This is a genomic window from Spirulina sp. LEGE 11439 (genome assembly GCF_059821285.1).
Map to the genome: position 1 here is coordinate 53,634 of NZ_JCAMRX010000030.1, position 19,408 is coordinate 73,041.

20 protein-coding genes are annotated in these 19,408 nt (G+C 44.6%); 11 read left to right on the forward strand and 9 right to left on the reverse strand.

Going from position 1 to position 19,408, the window contains the following annotated elements; all coding sequences use genetic code 11:
- Positions 1–40: 40 nt before the first annotated feature.
- From AC6RV6_RS18845 to AC6RV6_RS18855, 3 genes are read right to left on the reverse strand one after another with little or no spacing between them, the layout of a single operon-like run.
- Complete coding sequence (locus tag AC6RV6_RS18845) at positions 41–550, reverse strand: TolB family protein (protein WP_500242421.1); 510 nt, start codon at positions 548–550, stop codon at positions 41–43.
- A gap of 19 nt (positions 551–569) precedes the next feature.
- Complete coding sequence (locus AC6RV6_RS18850; RefSeq protein ID WP_500242422.1) at positions 570–1,259, reverse strand: TolB family protein; 690 nt, start codon at positions 1,257–1,259, stop codon at positions 570–572.
- Entirely contained in the window at positions 1,204–2,259 is a 1,056-nt protein-coding gene (locus AC6RV6_RS18855) for a Ycf66 family protein (protein WP_500242423.1), read from the reverse strand. Before AC6RV6_RS18855 ends, AC6RV6_RS18850 begins: the two co-directional genes overlap by 56 nt.
- Before the next feature lie 172 nt (positions 2,260–2,431).
- Here AC6RV6_RS18855 and AC6RV6_RS18860 point away from each other — a divergent pair, with 172 nt between their 5' ends.
- Complete coding sequence (locus AC6RV6_RS18860) at positions 2,432–2,932, forward strand: methylmalonic aciduria and homocystinuria type D protein (RefSeq protein ID WP_500242424.1); 501 nt, start codon at positions 2,432–2,434, stop codon at positions 2,930–2,932.
- Between the two features lie 20 nt (positions 2,933–2,952).
- Here the strand turns inward: AC6RV6_RS18860 and AC6RV6_RS18865 are convergent, their stop codons facing one another.
- A complete protein-coding gene (locus AC6RV6_RS18865; RefSeq protein ID WP_500242425.1) occupies positions 2,953–5,061 on the reverse strand; it encodes a DNA polymerase III subunit gamma/tau in 2,109 nt (702 codons plus the stop codon).
- Positions 5,062–5,157: 96 nt separating this feature from the next.
- A complete protein-coding gene (locus AC6RV6_RS18870) occupies positions 5,158–6,384 on the reverse strand; it encodes a molybdopterin molybdotransferase MoeA (RefSeq protein ID WP_500242426.1) in 1,227 nt (408 codons plus the stop codon).
- Positions 6,385–6,566: 182 nt separating this feature from the next.
- Here AC6RV6_RS18870 and AC6RV6_RS18875 point away from each other — a divergent pair, with 182 nt between their 5' ends.
- From AC6RV6_RS18875 to AC6RV6_RS18890, 4 genes are all read left to right on the forward strand, one after another.
- Entirely contained in the window at positions 6,567–7,049 is a 483-nt protein-coding gene (locus tag AC6RV6_RS18875) for a HugZ family pyridoxamine 5'-phosphate oxidase (RefSeq protein WP_500242427.1), read from the forward strand.
- Positions 7,050–7,296: 247 nt separating this feature from the next.
- Positions 7,297–7,788 (forward strand): cupin domain-containing protein, encoded by a 492-nt coding sequence (locus AC6RV6_RS18880; RefSeq protein ID WP_500242428.1) that lies wholly within the window; start codon positions 7,297–7,299, stop codon positions 7,786–7,788.
- Between the two features lie 51 nt (positions 7,789–7,839).
- The gene (locus tag AC6RV6_RS18885) at positions 7,840–8,397 is read left to right on the forward strand and encodes an HD domain-containing protein (RefSeq protein ID WP_500242429.1); all 558 of its coding nucleotides are present in this window, start codon (positions 7,840–7,842) and stop codon (positions 8,395–8,397) included.
- A gap of 84 nt (positions 8,398–8,481) precedes the next feature.
- Positions 8,482–9,684, forward strand: a complete 1,203-nt coding sequence (locus AC6RV6_RS18890) for a DUF389 domain-containing protein (RefSeq protein WP_500242430.1) — start codon at positions 8,482–8,484, stop codon at positions 9,682–9,684.
- 54 nt (positions 9,685–9,738) lie between these two features.
- Here AC6RV6_RS18890 and AC6RV6_RS18895 read toward each other — a convergent pair whose 3' ends face one another.
- Together AC6RV6_RS18895 and AC6RV6_RS18900 are read right to left on the reverse strand one after the other, a co-directional pair.
- Complete coding sequence (locus tag AC6RV6_RS18895) at positions 9,739–9,927, reverse strand: CPXCG motif-containing cysteine-rich protein (RefSeq protein WP_500242431.1); 189 nt, start codon at positions 9,925–9,927, stop codon at positions 9,739–9,741.
- A 2-nt stretch (positions 9,928–9,929) separates the two neighbouring features.
- Positions 9,930–10,904 (reverse strand): aspartate carbamoyltransferase catalytic subunit, encoded by a 975-nt coding sequence (locus AC6RV6_RS18900; RefSeq protein ID WP_500242432.1) that lies wholly within the window; start codon positions 10,902–10,904, stop codon positions 9,930–9,932.
- A gap of 137 nt (positions 10,905–11,041) precedes the next feature.
- On the opposite strand from AC6RV6_RS18900, the gene AC6RV6_RS18905 reads away from it, so the two are divergent.
- From AC6RV6_RS18905 to hsdR, 4 genes are all read left to right on the forward strand, one after another.
- Positions 11,042–11,608, forward strand: a complete 567-nt coding sequence (locus AC6RV6_RS18905) for a sporulation/spore germination protein (protein ID WP_500242433.1) — start codon at positions 11,042–11,044, stop codon at positions 11,606–11,608.
- A gap of 269 nt (positions 11,609–11,877) precedes the next feature.
- A complete protein-coding gene (locus AC6RV6_RS18910; RefSeq protein WP_500242434.1) occupies positions 11,878–13,080 on the forward strand; it encodes a tellurite resistance TerB C-terminal domain-containing protein in 1,203 nt (400 codons plus the stop codon).
- 18 nt (positions 13,081–13,098) lie between these two features.
- Entirely contained in the window at positions 13,099–14,421 is a 1,323-nt protein-coding gene (locus AC6RV6_RS18915) for an ATP-binding protein (protein ID WP_500242435.1), read from the forward strand.
- A gap of 26 nt (positions 14,422–14,447) precedes the next feature.
- Complete coding sequence (hsdR, locus tag AC6RV6_RS18920; RefSeq protein ID WP_500242436.1) at positions 14,448–16,787, forward strand: EcoAI/FtnUII family type I restriction enzme subunit R; 2,340 nt, start codon at positions 14,448–14,450, stop codon at positions 16,785–16,787.
- 169 nt (positions 16,788–16,956) lie between these two features.
- On the opposite strand, the gene AC6RV6_RS18925 is transcribed toward hsdR, so the two are convergent.
- Complete coding sequence (locus AC6RV6_RS18925) at positions 16,957–17,295, reverse strand: type II toxin-antitoxin system RelE/ParE family toxin (protein WP_500242437.1); 339 nt, start codon at positions 17,293–17,295, stop codon at positions 16,957–16,959.
- Positions 17,292–17,582: a type II toxin-antitoxin system Phd/YefM family antitoxin gene (locus AC6RV6_RS18930; RefSeq protein WP_500242438.1), complete on the reverse strand. Its 291-nt coding sequence runs from the start codon at positions 17,580–17,582 to the stop codon at positions 17,292–17,294. The genes AC6RV6_RS18925 and AC6RV6_RS18930 overlap by 4 nt, the downstream gene beginning before the upstream one ends.
- Before the next feature lie 104 nt (positions 17,583–17,686).
- Here AC6RV6_RS18930 and AC6RV6_RS18935 point away from each other — a divergent pair, with 104 nt between their 5' ends.
- Both AC6RV6_RS18935 and AC6RV6_RS18940 read left to right on the forward strand, forming a co-directional pair.
- Entirely contained in the window at positions 17,687–19,135 is a 1,449-nt protein-coding gene (locus AC6RV6_RS18935; protein WP_500242439.1) for a type I restriction-modification system subunit M, read from the forward strand.
- A gap of 99 nt (positions 19,136–19,234) precedes the next feature.
- Positions 19,235–19,387 carry a hypothetical protein gene (locus tag AC6RV6_RS18940; RefSeq protein ID WP_500242440.1) on the forward strand — a complete coding sequence of 51 codons (153 nt, stop codon included), beginning with the start codon at positions 19,235–19,237 and terminating at the stop codon, positions 19,385–19,387.
- Positions 19,388–19,408 lie beyond the last annotated feature (21 nt).

Sequence of the window (19,408 nt, forward strand, 5' to 3'; positions counted from 1 at the left end):
AAGAATTAAATTTTAGCCTAAAATATGCCCTATCTGTGATTTACTCGATCGCCTTCCCAAAGCGATCGTAGATTAAAATATCCCATTGTCCGTTACGATTGGCTTCAAAGGCGATCGCCGAACCATCAGCGCTAATACTGGGATGGCGCACTTCTGCTTGTAACTTTTTGGTTAAATTGAGATTTAATCCCGTTTCGCGATCGTGGAGATAAATATCGGCAATTCCTAATTGACTGGACGTAAACGCAATATAACGACCATTTTCAGAAATCGACGGATCTGAGGCGATCGCATTTAAAGAATTCAATCCGGGAAGTTCTACCAATTGACGGCGATCGGCATCAAATAAATAAATATCTTGGGAACCATTGCGATCGCTAACAAAGACAATATTCGCATCGCTAATTTGAGGCATGAGTTCCCCCGTGGGACTATTTAAACCCCGTCCCCCCGCATCGTAAGGAAAATTCAAAACACGAGGATATCTCCCGCAACTACTTGCCAAAACAGCCGAGATCGCTATAAAAATCCCTTGAACCGATCGCTTCATCACAACTTCTCAATCTCGATTAAAATAACGGCGCACCATCGGCAATATCCAACTCAATATCGGGACCTCGATCTAATACTTCAATATCCCATTGACCCCGACGGGAGGTTTCAAAGACAACATAACGCCCATCTGGACTAATTTTAGGATTGCGAATCCAATTGCGGTAGGAGGTGGTCAAAATATCGGCTTTAGCGATGGCGCGATCGTAAAGAGCGATCGCCGGACGGCCGCGATCGCTGACCAAATAAACCAGATAGCGCCCTGTCTGACTGAGACTAGGACTTTCAGCGATTTGATTGCCTCGATTTACACCCGGTAAATCTAAAAATCGCTTTTGTCGCAGACTATAAACGGCAATTTGCGAAATCCCATTCCGGTTGGTAATAAATGCCAACAATTGACCGTTACCACTAATCGCAGGTTCTTGGTCATTATAGCGACTGTTCAACGACACCGACCCGATTTGAGGTGTCGAGTCTCCACAACCAGCCAACCCGGCGATCGCAACCAACAGAATAATAGAAATGGGGTTAAATTTGCACAATCGTCTGCAAACGGATAACTGGTGACTGGTGACTGGTGACTGGTGACTGATACTTGGTGACTGGTGACTGATACTTGGTGACTGGTGACTGATAACCGGTGACTGATTAATAATCAAACCGCTCGCCTTTTTTGCGATCGTCTTCCCATTCTTCATCATCATCGGGTTCATAGCGATCGTTGCGGTCATCGTAGCGATCGCCTTCCTCAGAACCCTCGAAATCTTCAAAATCATCGCGTCCCTCATCAGAACGGTCAAAATCCTCAAAATCTTCGTTACTCTCGTTGTTTGCCTCGCTATAGTCTACATAATCGACATAAGTCGCCGGTTCTTCGTCTTCATAGGGACGAGAGGGATTTCCGCGAGGGGGATTGCCGCGAGGGGGAGAGGTGGGACGAGAAGAACCTTTGCGCGATCGCGTCGGGGTTTCTGTATCGCGATCGCTAGTGGGAGGTCGGCGCGAAGGACGTTCTCGGGAGGGGCGATCGTCGTAGTCGGAGGGGCGATCTTGGCTATTATCTGGTTCTTCCCAGTCGTCTTCCCATTCGTCATAGCTATCGGAATAGCGACTCGTACTGTTATAAGGATCGTTTTTAGGAGGGCGAGAAGAAGGGCGATCGCGGTTTCGATCTGGAGTTGAAGGAGGAGGAGAGGGACGAGAAGGACGACGACTTCTGCTGGGAGGTTCGCGATCGTCTCGGCTTCTACCTCGGCTGCGTCGGGATTCTTCTTCGTAGTCAGAACGTCGTTCGGGGCTTCCCTTTAACTGACGGCGCTTCACTCGTGCTTCCCATTCCGGCTCGATCTCGTTATAATCCGGTTCTCGATAAGCCTTATAAGAACGACTAACCGGGCGATCGTCATCGACGATGGGGGTGCCGCGTTTTGCCTGTTCGGTAGCTAAACCGCGCAGACGAACGGTTTCAAAGGCGAAAAATGCAGTCGATGCAGCGAGTAAAAACTGACTGAACTGCAAAATAGGGTCGAGTCGCCAGCCATTAAATAAAAGAATAATGCCGCAAGCGAGTCCGACGGCAGAAAAGAAGATATCGTAATCTCGCGACAGTTCTGGACGGACAGAGCGCAGAAAGTATAATCCTGCCCCCGATACCGCCAAAAAAAGGCCGAGAATGCTGGCTGAGTTCCACCCGAAATTGACCATTTTTGCTTTCCTCGATCGCGTTCCTCGATCGCATCTCCTGTCTTGATTTTAATCTGATTTTTGCCAATTGTCTTAATCGATTTGCGATCGCCTGTGGACTTGTTCCCAAAAGCGGCGATCTCGATAAGTGCTACAAATTAACACAAGATACTGCGAGATCGCAAAGCTGGCAATGTTCAAACAATGGCAAGATCCGACGACCGGATTAAAAATTCATCTTTATCTCACATCTCCTTCTGTCTATCTTCGCCAACATCAGCAGCAATTATTACCGGATTTTCCAACGATTCCTGAAACCGTTGCGATCGCCTTATTTCAAGCCCGAGCAGAATTAGCAACAGAAAGTGAGGCGATCGCCACAGAAAAAGATCGATTGCTGGCTGAATTTCTTTCTTTGGCTGACGCTATTCGAGAAGCGAGCAATTTTTTCACTGAGTTTATTTGTCCGCGATCGGGATTTCCGCTCTATTCCCAACCCGGCGAAAAACATTTTGATATTGTCGCAATCGTCCATCAATCTTTAAAAATTGAGTTCTCCTCGACTCGCGATCGCTGTAAAGTTTTCAGTTATTCCAATTGGCAAACCGCCGTTTATCCCTGTCTTTTTCTCGCTTCTGCTTCTATTCCTCAAGTTGCAGAAATATTAAACAAGGTTGATTATTTTCAATCATGATAATTGTTTGCTCTTTGCGATTAAAAAGGCATATCATTGGGATTTTCTTCAGGAGGTGCGACCTTAGTTTGTTTCGATTGAGAAGAAGGTTGCATTGCTTGAGATTCGGGATTATTTTCACGGGCAGCGCGATCGCTTAAAAATTCTAGCTCTAACTCTAAAACTTCACCTTCAAATATACTGGCAAATTCTTGGGCTGCTAATGTTGTTTCGTTTTCTTCTTCTTGATGGGGTTCTGTTATTTGCGGTTCGGGAGATGGTGGTTGAGGTGGGGAATGACTGGGAGAAGCAGGAGTGCGATCGCTTGTCTTTTTTGTTGCTATTTTTTCTCTAATTTGTGAAATAGGCGATTCCTTGACTTTCGCGTGACCGGAATCAAAAGTAGCTTTTTGAGGTGAGGTTACTTTTTCCCGAACAACACTGTTTTGAGGGAGAAGATTCGCTCTCACTTCAGAAGTTGGTTTTGCGATCGCATGGGTTGAATGCGTCGAAAAACTGGCAGAGTTCGAAAGTGTTGCATTATTTTTTTTTGCGATCGCGCCAGAATTCGACTCTATTCTAGGGGACTTGTTTTTTTTTTCGACTTGAAATTGTACTTTAATTTTTTGCTGCCAAACCTTCTCAAATGCTTCTTCAATTTGTGGTGCTTTTCCTTGCGCCATCTTCAATAAACCAGCAGCCCTTATCCCCAAATAAGCAATAGATTCATCAACATCAAAATTGACTAAAGTACAAGTTTGTTTAACCAGCGCCTGTACTGCATTAGGTTCAATAGTTTGTAAAACTTTTTGCCAACTTTCTTCAACTCTCTTTTGAAATCTTTCTTCATCGGATAAGGCTTGTGTAGGTTGGGAAATTGCCACAGGTTGTGAAGATTTTTCAATATTGGGATTCGGTGTTTTTTCAGCCGGAGGACGAGATTGAGAAACTTGAGATTGCGGCGGTTTCTGTGTTGCTTGTCGAGGCGGAATATGAGTTGAACTAGATGCTATCTTTTGACTGTTTTGAGATGTTGTATTATTAGATAAAAATGCTGCGATCGCACTCGGTAATAGTCCCAGCAAAGTGACTTCCAACCATAATCGCGGTTGGGTTGTATTTTTGATTTGAACTTCACTTTCCTTAAGTTTCTGCTGACCTTGTAAAATTATAGCAATATCCCATTGTTTCGCTTCCTCACATAGTTCTTGCCAAGTAGGAGTAGTAACCGCCACCAGATCGTTACGTTGAGGAGAAGTTTTAGCAATTAATAAATTGAGATAAAATGTTGCTAGATTTTGTAGAACGATAAGCGGTTCTCGTCCTCGATCCATTAAATGACGACATTGCCCGATAACTGCTTCAGGATCGTCAGAATGAATCGCTTTAATTAAGGCTAATAAATCTCGTTCGGGAACCGCTCCGACTAAATCCCAAACTTTTTCTACCGTGACTTCATCAGGAATCAAACTTAATTGATCGAGTAAACTTTCCGCATCTCGTAAACCTCCGTTAGCAATTTGAGCAACCAGTGTTAATGCATCACTAGCAATATGAATCTCTTCTTTCGCTGCAATATCGGTTAAATGCGTCACCATTGGTTTGAGAGGAATGCGTCTAAAATCAAAGCGCTGACAGCGAGAAATAATCGTATTGAGAACCCGTTGCGGATCTGTTGTTGCTAAGACAAAAATAACGCGATTTGGAGGTTCTTCTAATGTTTTTAAAAGTGCATTGAATGCCGGGGTACTCAACATATGACATTCATCTATTACATAAACTTTATAACGACATTGAACGGGGGCAAATTGAGCGCGTTCAATAATTTCTCGAATATTATCAACTCCGGTATTACTTGCCGCGTCAATTTCAATGACATCCATTGCCGAACCCCGCGCAATTTGCAAACAAACCTCACATTTTCCACAAGGACTAGGGGTGGGTCGATCGCTTTGCAAACAGTTCAACGATTTGGATAAAATTCGTGCCGAAGACGTTTTCCCCGTTCCCCTCGGTCCCGTAAATAGATACGCTGGGGCAATACGATCGCTCTCGAGGGCATGAGTCAGGGTTTGCGCGATCGCTTCCTGTCCCACCAGTTCGATAAACCTTTGGGGACGGTATTTATGGTGCAGGGGTTCGTAAGACATGGGGTTTGTAGAGCCGCGATCGCATCTCGAAAGACGTTCATTTTATTGTAAAACGTCTGACTTCTAGAATAGAATATTTGTACCTGTTTTTGGGATTTAGACCAACATCACGCCAACTTGTTCCCCTGATGCGATCGCGGTTTCCCCCATCGGAACAACGGCCAGCCCGTTAGTCTGTGCCAAATTCATTAAATTTCCCGAACTGCGATCGCCCCCTGCAAGAGAAAATTCATAGCCACCGCTTGCGATTTCCCATCGCCCCCAAAGATAAGTTTCTCGCGTACCACTGGCTTTGAGATCTTGACGCGATCGCGCCATGACAAATTTTGGTTGCCAATCTCCTGCTAGTCCCGATAATTTCTTGAGAGCAGGTTGAACGAAGCGCCAACAACTGACCAACGCCGAAACGGGATTTCCCGGAATGCCAAAATACAAACAGGTGCGATCGCCTCGGTCGAATGTCGCCACAGTTAAGGGTTTTCCCGGTTTAACTGCCACACTGCGAATGTGAATCGTTCCCCCTAATTTCTCCAAAATCTCCTCAATATAATCGTATTCTCCGACGGAAACCCCACCAGTTGACAGCACCATATCGGCACGGGCGATCGCTTTTTGAATCGTTGCTTCAAGGTCTTCGGGGCGATCTCGGACGATGCCCAAAGGTTGAGGAATGCCGCCTAAATCCGAGACAAACGCTCTCAAGGCATATTGATTAGAATCCACGATTTGTCCGGGCTGTAAGGCTTCTCCGGGGTCAATCAACTCGTTTCCGGTGGAGAAGATTGCCACCCGAGGGCGATGGTAAACCGAGAAGCGAGTGCATTGCGCGGTTGCCAAAACTGCAATTTCTGGTGCGCCGATCGCAATACCTGCCCCGAGGAGAGAATTGCCCGACTGATAAAATGCACCTTTGTGACGAACAAATTCGCGATCGCGAGGAGTCTGCAAGATTTCGACGCGATCGCCCTCGCGTTGGGTATTTTCCTGCATCACTACTGTATCCGCCCCTCGAGGCATTACTGCCCCGGTAAAAATTCGCGCCGCTTCTCCCGAGGCGATCGCTTTTTGGGGTTGAATACCGGCGGGAATTTCGGCAACAATCTTTAATATTTTCGGATTGTCGCGATCGCACCCTTGCAAATCTTCATAACGCACAGCATAACCATCCATCGCCGAATTATCCCAATAGGGAAAATCGAGAGGACTACTGACAGGGTGGGCTAAAACTCGTCCGCTTGCATTTTCGAGGGTGACTTCTTCAGTGGTTTGTAGAGGTCGAACGAGTTCGAGAATAATGATTTCAGCTTCAGATACGGATAACATATCAATGAACAATTATCAATGAGCAACTATCAAGGGGGACATAAGGAACAAATACCCGAAGCAAGAGACGTTTTTATGACGATCGCCAAATCAACTCTTAGATTGATAATGACACAAAGTAGGTTTTTCCGTCTATAATTCCGATCGCTGTTCACTGAATAACTGTTCACTGATAACTAAAAATGGCTCAAGCTCAAATTGCCTATCAAGAATTTTGCGATCGCGTCCGTAGCGTCATCCTCAGCACGACAAACAAAGAAGGGGTTCCCAATGCGAGTTATGCACCTTTTATCAGAGATGAAAACCAAAATATTTATTTTTTCGCCAGTGGTTTAGCCATTCATACTCAAAATTTAGCTGATAATCCTCAAGTCAGCGCTCTTTTTATCGAAGATGAAAGCAAAAGCGACGATATTTTTGCTCGCCCGCGTTTGAGTTTAAATTGCCAAGCTACATTTATGGAACGGGAAACAGAAGAATGGCGAAAACTGAGCGATCGCTTTGAGGAAAGATTCGGCGAGATTATTCAAACTTTACGCAGCTTACCGGATTTTCGTATCGTTAAGTTAACCCCTCGTGACGGTCGTTTTGTGCAAAGTTTCGGAAAAGTTTATCGCCTGAGTCGAGAAGAAGGCGATCGCTTGACATTGATTACGGGTCGTTAGGATATGAAGAAAATGAACCACAGAGAGAGAAATATATCCTAATTAGCTATTGTAGTGCTATAGCTGCCGCTTCCTTGAAACGTCACTAATTTGGGATTATCCCGCAATTGCAGTATAATTCCAAGTTAGCCAGTGTCATGTCACTCTCAAGGTTGGTGACTTAGAGATTATCAGTTAGAATTTCTATTGGGAACGCCTTATTCAAAATTGCAGTCGTGTAACTAGCTAGAGAAGGAGTGCAAGTGCCATGACAATTCATCATGACGGACTTTTCGTTCAGCCGGGGCAAGGTCGTGCTTATTACTTTGGCCACGATCTCTACATCTTTAAAGCAATTGGTGAGGAAACAGGAGAAGCTTATGCGCTTTGTGAGATAACCGTTGCACCTCAAGGTGGAGCGCCTCCCCATCGCCACACCCGAGAAAATGAGTCTTTCTATGTTCAAGAAGGAGAATTAGAATTCCAGATTGATGACCGTACTCTTATTGCAACTCCCGGAACTTTCCTTTATTCACCAAAAGGTCAGCTTCATAGATTTACGAATATGACTTCTAGACCTGCCAAAGTACTTGTTTGGGTTACTCCTGCTGGTTTTGAGAAATTTATTGCTGAGGTTGGGAAAGCAGTAAATGGTCAGGTTACATCTGGAACATCCTTGAGTTCTGAGGATCTGGAGAAGATTCTTACCACTGCCCCGAAGTATGGAATCGAGATAATTCCCCCGCCTTCTGAGGAATAATAATGTCATTAGAAATATTAAAATTCCTATAATTCTGGCTCGAGGCGATCGTTGTTGCTGGTTTGGCGCGATCTTATTACTGGCTCTAACACTTATCGAGAACCGCATCGATATTATCATACGGAACAAATTGAAGAAGGTTTACTTTTGTGCGATCGCCTTTCTGTACAATCGCCAGAAGTTCAAGCCGCACTGTGGTTGCACGATATTATTTACCATCCCCAAGCATCAGATAATGAAAGCAAAAGTGCCGATTATGCGGGTCAAATTTTAGCAGGTGCGGGAGTCGAGAAAACTTGTCAAGATGCGATCGCTAATTCTATTTTAGCGACTCGTCACGATGTTTCTCCCGATGATTCCCTTGCCGCAACCGTTGTTAGTATCGATCTGGCAATTTTAGGTAGTGCGCCCGAGGGATATCGAGAATATACCCGCACCATTCGGCTAGAATACCCTTGGTTAAGCGATCGCCAATTTAGTATCGGTCGCGATCGGGTCTTGCGATCGCTGCTTCAACGCCCTCAAATCTTCCTTATCGAGCCATTTTTCTCACAATTAGAAACATTAGCCAGAACAAATATCAAGACCGAATTAAAGAACTTACAATAGAGTGAATATTATGCAACTTATTTTTATTGTCATTCCCAATCAAAGCGATCGTATCATCCGTTCTTTCTTCTCCTTCTCTTGTTTATGAAATACCTGCGAATTCTGCACAAATTCTTACCCCAACCCGTTACAGAAATACAGGAACATCAATTGCATCAAGCATTGTCCGCCGATGCAACATGGAATACTAATTACGTTGTTTTTATTGTGAGTTCTTGCGCGATCGCCACCTTCGGACTCATTGGCAATAGTACAGCAGTAATTATCGGAGCCATGTTAATTGCGCCCCTGATGCTGCCTTTACGCGGGTTTGCCTTTGCGGCCTTAGAAGGAGATATCAACCTGCTGCGAAAATCCCTATTATCGATTCTCGGCGGTACAGCGATCGCGATCGCCCTATCCTGTTTACTCGGACTCTTAACCCCGATCCCCTCCTTTGGGTCAGAATTTCAGTCTCGGGTGCAACCCAACCTCGTCGATCTGGGTATTGCCCTGGCGGCGGGAGGAATTAGCGGTTTTGCCAAAGTTCGTCAGGGGGTCAGCGATGCTTTAGCTGGAACCGCGATCGCGGTTGCTCTGATGCCTCCTTTATGTGTTGTGGGGCTTTCGATCTCCAAAGCCTTGAGCGATCCGAGATTTTGGACATTTGGACAACAAGCATTTTTACTGTACATTACCAACCTCATCGGCATCATTTTCGCCTGTATGTTGGTGTTTATCCTTGCTGGTTATACCGAAATCAGCCGTCATGTTGCGATCGCCTTTCTCTCGATCGGTATTTTACTGCTGCCTCTCGGTCTCAATTTTTTCAATTTAGTGAGAACTTCCCGTTTGCAACACTTTGTTACTCAGCTATTGGTGAGGAGTACAGTAACTATCGGACAAGAAAACGTCACTTTAATTAATACACGAGTAGACTGGACCCAGAAACCGCCAATCGTCTATTTAAACATCCAAGCAAATGTTGAAATTACGCCCAAACAAGTAGAAGAGGTCGAAAAATTTATTGCTCAACAAGTCCAGCAAGAATTTAAGTTTATTTTCTTTGTCAGTCAGGCGAAAACGGTTACAGCCGAAGGAATTAATCAAGAATTAGATGAAAATATTCCCCTCCCTCTCGATCCATCACAGCCTCTGATTAATACGCCGCCTCCCCTCAAAAATAAACCTATCGATCCTGTAGTAGAAGAATTAGAGAAAGAGGAATTAGAGAAAGAGGAAGTAAATCCTTCTCCTTCAGAAGAAAATGTTCCCTTGAAAGATACTCCAGATTCTTCAGAAAATTAAGAGTTCTTCCTCTCTCTGCGTTCTCTGTATCTCTGGAGTGAACTTTCTTAACATCTACTCCTCAAAATCGGTATCGATCGCAATTTCTAAACTCTCCTCATCAACGCGAATATAAAGAACATTCGGACGACAGCAAACCTGACAATCTTCTACATAGGATTGAGTATATCCCGAACTCAGATCGACAAAAGTTGAATTAATCTCGCCACAAAAAGCGCAACAATATTCCGCAGAAGTTTCCATAACTAACCTTTGCCCCTTGTTCCCAATAAATAGAGTAAAGCCATGCGAACGGCAACCCCACTGGTCACTTGTTGAGGAATCAAACTCAAGCGCGGATCGTCCATCAAATCTGAGCTTAATTCTACCCCGCGATTGACGGGACCCGGATGCAGAATTTTGACATCGGGATGACAGATTTTGAGGCGATCGCGAGTAATGCCATAACCTTGATGATATTCTCGCAAACTGGGGAGAAGATTGCTCGTCATGCGTTCTTTTTGCAAGCGCAAAGTCATGACAAAATCCGCATCTTGCAAGGCCGGATCGAGAGACCAATGTAGAGTAACATTGCCCATCTCGGCAAAATATTGCGGCAATAATGTTGGCGGTGCCGCTAAATGTACATCTGCACCTGCCGCACTCAAACTCCAAATATTCGATCGCGCCACCCGAGAATGGAGAATATCTCCCACGATGGCGATCTTTTTCCCTTTTAAGATTTCCAAACGCGGGCGATCGCTATCCAAAAGCGAGCAAATGGTAAATAAATCGAGTAATGCTTGGGAAGGATGTTCGTGCTGTCCATCTCCTGCATTTAAAACGCTCACTCCGGTTTGTAAACGATCCATCTCTCGAGCGATCGTATCGGGAACTCCTGCTTGTTTGTGACGGATGACCATAATATCGGCACCCATTGCTAAATAAGTTTTTGCCGTATCTAAAATGGTTTCGCCTTTGGTTAAAGAAGAACTTCCGGGAGCAAAATTGAGGATATCTGCAGAAAGGCGTTTTGCGGCTAACTCAAAACTGCTGCGAGTGCGCGTTGAAGGTTCAAAAAATAAATTGGCTACCACCTGTCCTTGCAATGGAGGCACCTTTTTCGTGCCGTGGGAGAGGACTTCGCGGAAACTGGAAGCGGTTTGCAAAATTGTATCGTATTCCCTCTCACTGAAAGTTGCGAGAGAGAGGATGTGATGGCGCGTCCAAGATTGGTTCATAGCTTAATTAATGTATCGATGACCGATGACCGCTTACTTATCTGTCACAAAATTTCCCGATTTTGCGATCGCTCTCTTGAAAACAATATTAAGAAGAATCGGCAACATTCTACACTATCAAATTGGGGGAGGTTTCGATGCAACGTCACCAAAAAATTATTTCTCTTCTCATCGGTATCGCGGCGATCGCCCTTGGGGGTTACGGAGTCTCTAATGCGAAAAATTTCAGCGAACCCGAGGGCAAACCCGTCACCCTTTCCATTGCCCCTTCCAAGGAACCGCAAACTATTGTAATTCCCCCTAGTCCCAGCTTACCCGCCGAAATTACCATTCAAACCAAAGAAGCGATCGCGCCCAATGCTGTTTCCGTGCAGATTTTCTCCCCCGATCGCCAATGTCTCAACCTCGTTCCTCAACAGGTCTCGGTCCCCCAAGACAAATCCCTAGAAAGCGCGATCGCAAAAACCATCGATCGCATCAGCAATGGCGATTTTTCTCTAGCCGGTTATCGCGTCCAAGTGAATAATGGCGTTGCAACAATCGATTTGCGCCTTTCTCCGGAAAGTCAGCGTCATTTTGCCTCTCTCTCTCCTTGCGAGACCTTTGGTCTGTTTGGCAGTCTGCGTCAAACTCTCACTCAAAATCTACAATGGAATATTCGCGATGTTCGCTTTACTGAACAAGGACAGGAACTTTACTTGTAGATAATAATCCCCTCGTTCTCTTTAGTTGGAAAACAAAGAATAGGCTGGATAAAATAGGCTGTTTTTAGACACAATTAATCTGCAACAATTTTGAGAATATTTTTTCAAACAATTCTGAAGATTGGCCATAGAGAATTAGAAGCGATCGCATCATAACTTTATCATCGTCAGGAAAGAGAATTTCGCAAAGTGCCGAGGAGTCCTTATAATAAATTAGCGAATATAGAAGCGGGGGCAGTCGAGGGGCTCGTCCTGTTTTCTCCAACACGATGCGATTTCTCAAACAAAAGCTCGTTAACCAAATTTTACTCGGCGCGATCGCCTTCGGCTTGGGTTTTGGCGTGGGATGGCTCGTTCATCGCGATGTAAAATCTGCCTCTATTACCGGCGCGATCGCTTTGCCGGCCAGTTATGCCAGTGCGATCGCGGCACAACTGCACTGGAGCAAGCACGAAAAGCGACACCGCAACGCTTTGCGCTATCAACTTCAATCCCTCTCAGAACAGCGACAGCACCTTTATGGGGCAATTTCGTCAGCTTTGGCCACGCAGCAGGAAATTCAAGCAAGCGTGCAAGCACTGAATTTAGAGCGGACTCGCTTGCGCGATCGCGTCACGGAATTGCACCAGCAGCGCAACACTCTCTATCGCGAAATTCAAGAAGGAGAGCGATCGCCAGAACCGGAAAAGCCCGATCCTTATCGTCCTCCTCCTCGTCTGCAACCTTCTTTTCGAGGACCTTCTTTTAAAACAGAAGCAACCATTAATCGTGCCTTTTTTTCCAAAACTATTCAATTACAAGAAACAGAAAGCCGCTTGCAGCAACTCAACAACGAACTCGAGAAACTGCAAACCCTGCTTTTAGACCGACAAGAAGAACGAGATATCGTGCGACAGCAAGTCTTTCAACTGAAAGAACAGAAAAAGAAACTTGAAGGCAATATTCAAGAAGCTCAAGGAAAACTCAACCACCTCCAACAAATTCAGGAACAATTTGCCCTCTCTTTATCTGCTCTCGAACAAGAGAAACAAGAAATCGAAACAATCCTTGAGGATAAACGCGATCGCGTCGAACAATTGCAAACGGAAATTAAATCTCTGAAGAAACGTAAAACTAAGCCTAAATCTGTATCTACAAAAAATGGACGAAAGCTCGCAAAATCTGCTCTCAATTTACCTTCAGAATGGCTGGACTTTACGAAAGAATTGAACGATAATGAAAAAGCAGCCTTAAAAGCAATTTTAGAGAAAGATGAGGAACAGTTAAAAGCTGTTGTCAATCAACAAGCAACCATGCCGGAAGTGTTAATTGAATCCTTAAATGAAAAGGCACTCAATACATTAGGCGATACGTTATTAGAATCCAATGGCGGGGTAGGAATCCCGACAATTCACGAAGAATATGCTTCGGTGATAACCGAACCGATCGCTGCACAATTTGCCACTTTGCTGACGGTCCGAGAGGTCGAATAAACTAGGAGTTAAAAGACAATGCCAAAACTCTCCAAGCGCGTCTCTACCGCGTTAATGAATGCCTTGGCTGCGGGAGTTGTCCCTCGGGTGGGTTTGGAACATATTTCTGTCGGACGAGAACAAGAAATCGGCGCGATCGCTCGGGATCTGGAGAATATTGCCGAAGGGGGAGCCTCATTTCGCTTCATTATCGGGCGTTATGGTGCGGGCAAGAGCTTCATGTTACAACTCCTTCGTAACTTGGCCATGGAACGGGGATTTGTGGTCGCGGATGCGGATTTATCGCCAGAATTGCGCCTTGCTGGCGGGAAACAGCAAGCGATCGCCACCTATCGGGAATTAATGAAAAATATTGCCACGCGCACTTCTCCCAAAGGCGGTGCGATCGCATTAATTTTAGAAAAATGGACGAGCAGTATTCTCTCCCAAGTCGCCCAAGCAACAGGAAAGCGTCCGGGAGATGAAGGCTTTGACGAACAAGTTGAAAACAAAATTCGCCAAGTTATTGATGATTTAGAAGGTTTAGTTCACGGCTTTGATTTTGCCAATGTTATTATCTCTTATTGGCAAGGTTATCGAGAAGAAAATCGAGATAAACAAGAAGCCGCTTTACGTTGGTTACGGGGAGAATTTGCCACCAAAACAGAAGCAAAAGCCAGCAGTCTGAACGTGCGGGTAACAATTGATGACGAAACGTGGTACGACTACGTTAAATTATGGGCGAAATTTGTCGCGGATATCGGTTACAAAGGATTAATTATTTTCTTAGATGAAGCCATTCATTTGTATAAAATTTCTCATAGCCGCTCTCGCCAAAGTAACTACGATCGCTTGCTGGCCATGTTTAACGATACCATGCAAGGAAAAGCCGATCATTTAGGAATTATTGTTGGCGGTACCCCTCAATTCATTGAAGACAAACGGCGGGGTTTATATCGCGATGAAGCATGGCGTACTCGTTTGGCCAAGAGTCGCTTTCTCAAAGATGGCTTACAGGATAGTTTTGCCACGGCGATCGCCTTAGACCCTTTAACCCCAGCAGAAATTTCCCAACTTTTGTATCGTTTGGCAGAACTGCACGCCACCCATTACGGTTATCAAAAAAGTTTGGATTTACAACAGATTGAAATCTTTCAAGCAGAATCTAACAGTCGGATCGGGGCAAAAAAAATGTCTACCCCTCGGGAAATCGTGCGCGATTTTGTTAGTCTTCTCAATGTTCTACAACAAAATCCTCAATTAGCGTTTACCGAACTCATGCAGAGTTCTGAATTTCAATTTGTTTCTGCTTCAGAAAGTCAAAACAGCGTCGGAGAATTTGCTGAAATTACCTTAAAATAAATCTCAATTATGTCGTTCCCTTGAATATGGATAAAAAGCAGCTTTCCGAACGAGATATCTGTACGAAATTTATTACTCCTGCTTTAGAAAAAGCGGGTTGGAATATTCATCGACAGATTCGCGAGGAATTTTCCCTCACTCAAGGGCGAATTATCGTTCGAGGTCAGCTTCACACCCGAGGTAAGCATAAACGAGCTGATTATGTGCTGTTTTATCAACCCAATATCCCGATCGCAGTCCTCGAGGCAAAGGATAACAATCATTCGGTGGGGGATGGGATGCAGCAGGCTTTAGGGTATGCGGAATTATTACAAGTTCCTTTTGCGTTTAGTTCCAATGGCGATCGCTTATTATTCCATAACAAAATTAATACTGATGGGGCGATCGAGCAGGAAATTGAGTTTGCGGAAATGCCATCCCCAGAAACTTTATGGCGTTGGTGGTCAGAACATCAAGGGTTAACAGAAGAACAAGCAAAAATTGTCACGCAAGATTATTACAGTGGGAGCAACGATAAAACACCTCGCTATTATCAATTGTTAGCCATTAATAAGACCGTGGAAGCGATCGCAAAAGGTCAAAATCGGATTTTGTTGGTGATGGCGACGGGAACGGGAAAAACCTTTACGGCGTTTCAGATTATTTGGCGGTTGTGGAAAGGGAAGGTCAAAAAGCGGATTTTATTTTTGGCGGATCGAAATATCTTGGTCGATCAAACCATGACTAATGACTTTAAACCATTTGGTTCGGCGATGACAAAGATCAAAAAGCGACAAGCCAATAAATCCTATGAAATTTATTTATCCCTTTATCAAGCCGTGACGGGGAATGAAGAATCCCAGAATATTTACAAGCAATTTAGCCCGGATTTTTTCGATCTGATTGTCATTGATGAATGCCATCGGGGAAGTGCGGCGGAGGATGCGGCATGGCGGGAAATTTTAGAGTATTTTTCCTCAGCAACGCAGATCGGGTTAACGGCGACACCAAAGGAAACGAAGGAGGTTTCTAATATTGATTATTTTGGCGAACCGATTTACACCTATTCTCTACGGCAAGGGATTAATGATGGTTTTTTAGCGCCTTATAAAGTAGTGCGAATCGATCTCGATCGCGATTTATCGGGGTGGCGACCGAGTCGGGGAATGAGAGATAAATATGGCAATGAAATTGAAGATCGCATTTATAATCAAAAGGATTTCAATCGCGCGTTGGTATTGGAGAGGCGCACGGAATTAGTGGCTCGCAAGGTGAGCGAGTTTCTCAAACAAAGCGATCGCTTTAGCAAGACGATTGTTTTTTGCGAAAATATCGACCACGCGGAACGAATGCGACAGGCGCTTAATAATGAAAATAGCGATTTAGCCGCAGAAAATTACAAGTACGTGATGCGAATTACCGGAGATAATAAAGAAGGAAAAGAAGAGTTAGATAATTTTATTTTTCCCGAAAGCGTCTATCCGGTCATTGCGACAACATCGAGGTTAATGACCACGGGAGTCGATGCCCAAACTTGCAAGTTAATCGTTTTGGATCGAACCATTAATTCACCCACTGAGTTTAAACAGATTATTGGGCGAGGAACGCGAATTAATGAAGATTTCGGTAAGTTCTTTTTTACAATTATGGACTTTAAGAAGGCAACGGAACAGTTTGCCCGCCCTGATTTTGATGGCGATCCGGTGCAAATTTACGAACCTCAACTAGAGGATTCTCCCGTACCGCCGGATGAAGAATTAGAGGGAGAAGAGGAGGAGGAAACTAACACGGGTTGGGAAGATTGGACGGAAGAAGATGAGACTCGGGTGAGGCGATATATCGTGGCGGATGTGGCGGTGCAAGTCTCTTCAGAACGGGTGCAATATTACGATTCTGAGGGAAAGTTGATTACCGAATCGCTCAAGGATTATACCCGCAAGGCGATCGATCGCGAGTTTGCTTCCTTGGATGAGTTTCTGCGGCGATGGAAGAGTGCAGAGAAGAAACAAGCGGTTATTGAAGAATTGGCAAAAGAGGGGGTATTTTTTGAGGCATTGGCGGAGGAAGTGGGACGAGATTGCGATCCCTTCGATCTCATTTGTCATCTTGTTTGGGATGTGCCTCCTCTGACGCGGAGGGAACGAGTGAGGGAGGTGAAAAAACGGAACTATTTCGCGAAGTATGGGGAACAGGCACGCAGGGTTTTAGAAGCATTGTTAGAGAAGTATGCTGATGAAGGGATCGAGGCGGTGGAAGAGCCGCAAATTCTCAGGATCGCGCCGTTTTCGCAGATGGGAACGCCGATGGAACTGGCGAAGGCGTTTGGGGGAAAAAAGGGCTATCTCGAAGCGATTCGGGAGTTAGAACAGGAACTTTATCGCGCTTAATTGATTGGAGTTAGGATGATTCGGCAAAGGAAGGGATAATCGTGAAGTCGCGAAGAATCCTCACAAAGTCTACTTTTTGTTTGCTAATTGACTGCTCTTCTGCCTAAAGGCGAGAGGATTTCTCAGCACGTCCCATAATTATTTTTCTGGTATCGATAAATTTTTTTGTTCATGAGTTATCTTTTTCTTCGTCTTCAGGTAATCGAGGTTTTTGGGCTGAATGCCTAATAAAAAGAATCTGTACTGTATTTTCTAGCACTGTGAAAAGAATTCGATAAGCATTCTTCCCTTTTCCATAAATAAGTTGTCTAATCTCTTCCTCAAAGAAATCGTTTTCAAAGGCAAGAGAACAGCGAAGTGGCATTTTCTCCAAAGATAAAATAGCTTGATATAGACCTTCTAGCCAACTTCGTGCTTGACGTGGGGAATAATGACCAAACCAGAAATAGGCATCTTTAATTCCTTGCTCTGCTTCTGGTTGGATTATTATTTTATAGCGATCGCTCATGAAGCATTATCGAGTTGGTTAAACATTTCGGCAAAAACATCTTCTACCGCTTTTCCTTGGTTCTGTTCCATTTGTTTAAGGCCGCGTTTAATTCCTCTCAGGGTTTCGAGTAATTCGGCAGCGTGAAGAAGTTCTTGATAGGATTGAGCATCTTGAACGACGAGTTCGGCTTTACCATTAACAGTTAACACGAGAGGATGTTTGGTGCGTTTGAGATTTTCGACTAATTCATTGGTATTGCGCTTAAATTCGGTCAGAGAGCGAATATCTCGAGTGAGGTCTAGCATTATTTTGAAATTGAATACGCATTGAATTATATGCTAATTGTACAACTTCTGGATGAGCGATCGCAATTCTATAATAGAAAAATTGACAATTTTTGGAATCGAGTATGGCGATCGCAACTTTGGTGAAAAGCATTCAGGACATCATGCGGAAGGATGTGGGAGTCGATGGGGATGCCCAAAGGATTAGCCAGTTAGTCTGGATGCTGTTTCTCAAGATTTTTGACGATAAGGAAGAAGAATGGGAATTTACCCTCGATGACTACCAATCGCCTTTAGAGGCGCGGTTTCGCTGGTCAAATTGGGCGAAGGATGATGAGGGCATGACGGGGGAGGAGTTAATCGAGTTTGTCAATAATGAACTTTTTCCGGCGTTGAAAAATTTGGCGACGGCGGCGGGGGTGTCTTCTCGGGGAAAGGTCGTTGGCTCGGTGTTTGAGGATGCTTACAATTATATGAAGTCGGGGACGTTGTTACGACAGGTGATTAATACGATTGAAAAAGATTTGGATTTTAATTCCTCGCAGGATCGTCACTTGTTTAATGATATTTATGAGAAGATTCTGGCGGATCTCCAGTCGGCGGGGAATGCAGGGGAATACTATACACCTCGGGCGGTAACGCAGTTTATGGTGGATATTCTCGCGCCGAGTTTGGGGGAAAGTTTGTTAGATCCGGCTTGTGGGACGGGGGGTTTTTTGACTTGTGCGATCGATCGTCTGAAAAAACAGGTGAAAACCCCTGATGATGAAACGATGATGCAGATGACGGTTCATGGGGTGGAAAAGAAGCCGTTACCCCATATGTTGGCGATGACGAATATGATGTTACACGGGATTGATGTGCCGACGAATATCCGCCACAACAATACCTTAAGCCGACCCCTTAAGGATTATAAGCCCGCCGAACGGGTGAATCTGGTGATTACTAATCCGCCGTTTGGGGGGATGGAGGAGGATGGCATTGAGAACAATTTCCCGAAGAAGTATCAAACCCGGGAGACGGCGGATCTGTTTATGGGGTTAATTATGCACTTGTTGAAGAAGAATGGAGGACGTGCGGGGGTGGTTTTACCGGATGGGTTTTTGTTTGGGGAGGGGGTGAAAACAAATCTGAAGCGGGAATTGTTGGAGGGGTTTAACTTACATACAATCGTGCGGTTGCCGAAGGGGGTTTTTAGTCCGTATACGAGTATTTCCACGAATATTTTGTTTTTTGAGAAGGGGAAATCAACGGAGGAGGTCTGGTTTTTTGAGCATCCTTATCCCAAGGGATATAAGTCTTATTCGCGATCGCGTCCCTTGACGATTCAGGAGTTCGATCGCGAGAAGAAATGGTGGAAAAATCGGGAGGAAAGTGAGTATGCGTGGCGAGTTTCGGTGCAGGAAATTGCGGAACGAAATTATAATTTAGATTGTAAGAATCCTTATGAGGAAGCGATCGAACATGGGGATCCGGGGGAGTTATTAGCGGAGTTTGAGGAGATTTCCCGGGAGGTGAAGGCGGTGCAGGAGGCGTTGAAGGCAGAGTTAATTGAGGCGTTGGAGGGTTATTAAGAAAATAAATCGGCAATTAGATTATCTTACATTGCGTCGATCCGACAGTCGATCCGCCAGGGATTAAAAATCCCTGTCTCATACACAAAATCCATTAAAATGGATTGGGGAATTTGGCGATCGCATTGTTCTCAAATCATGGTTGAATTTTTATTGCGTCCTCGTCTCGTACAAAAAATTCCTTGGAATGGATTAAAATTGCTGGATTTTATCTTAAATTTCTTTAGGGGTGACAAGGAGGCTGAAAAGTAGAGAGAGTAAGAATTTGAGCAA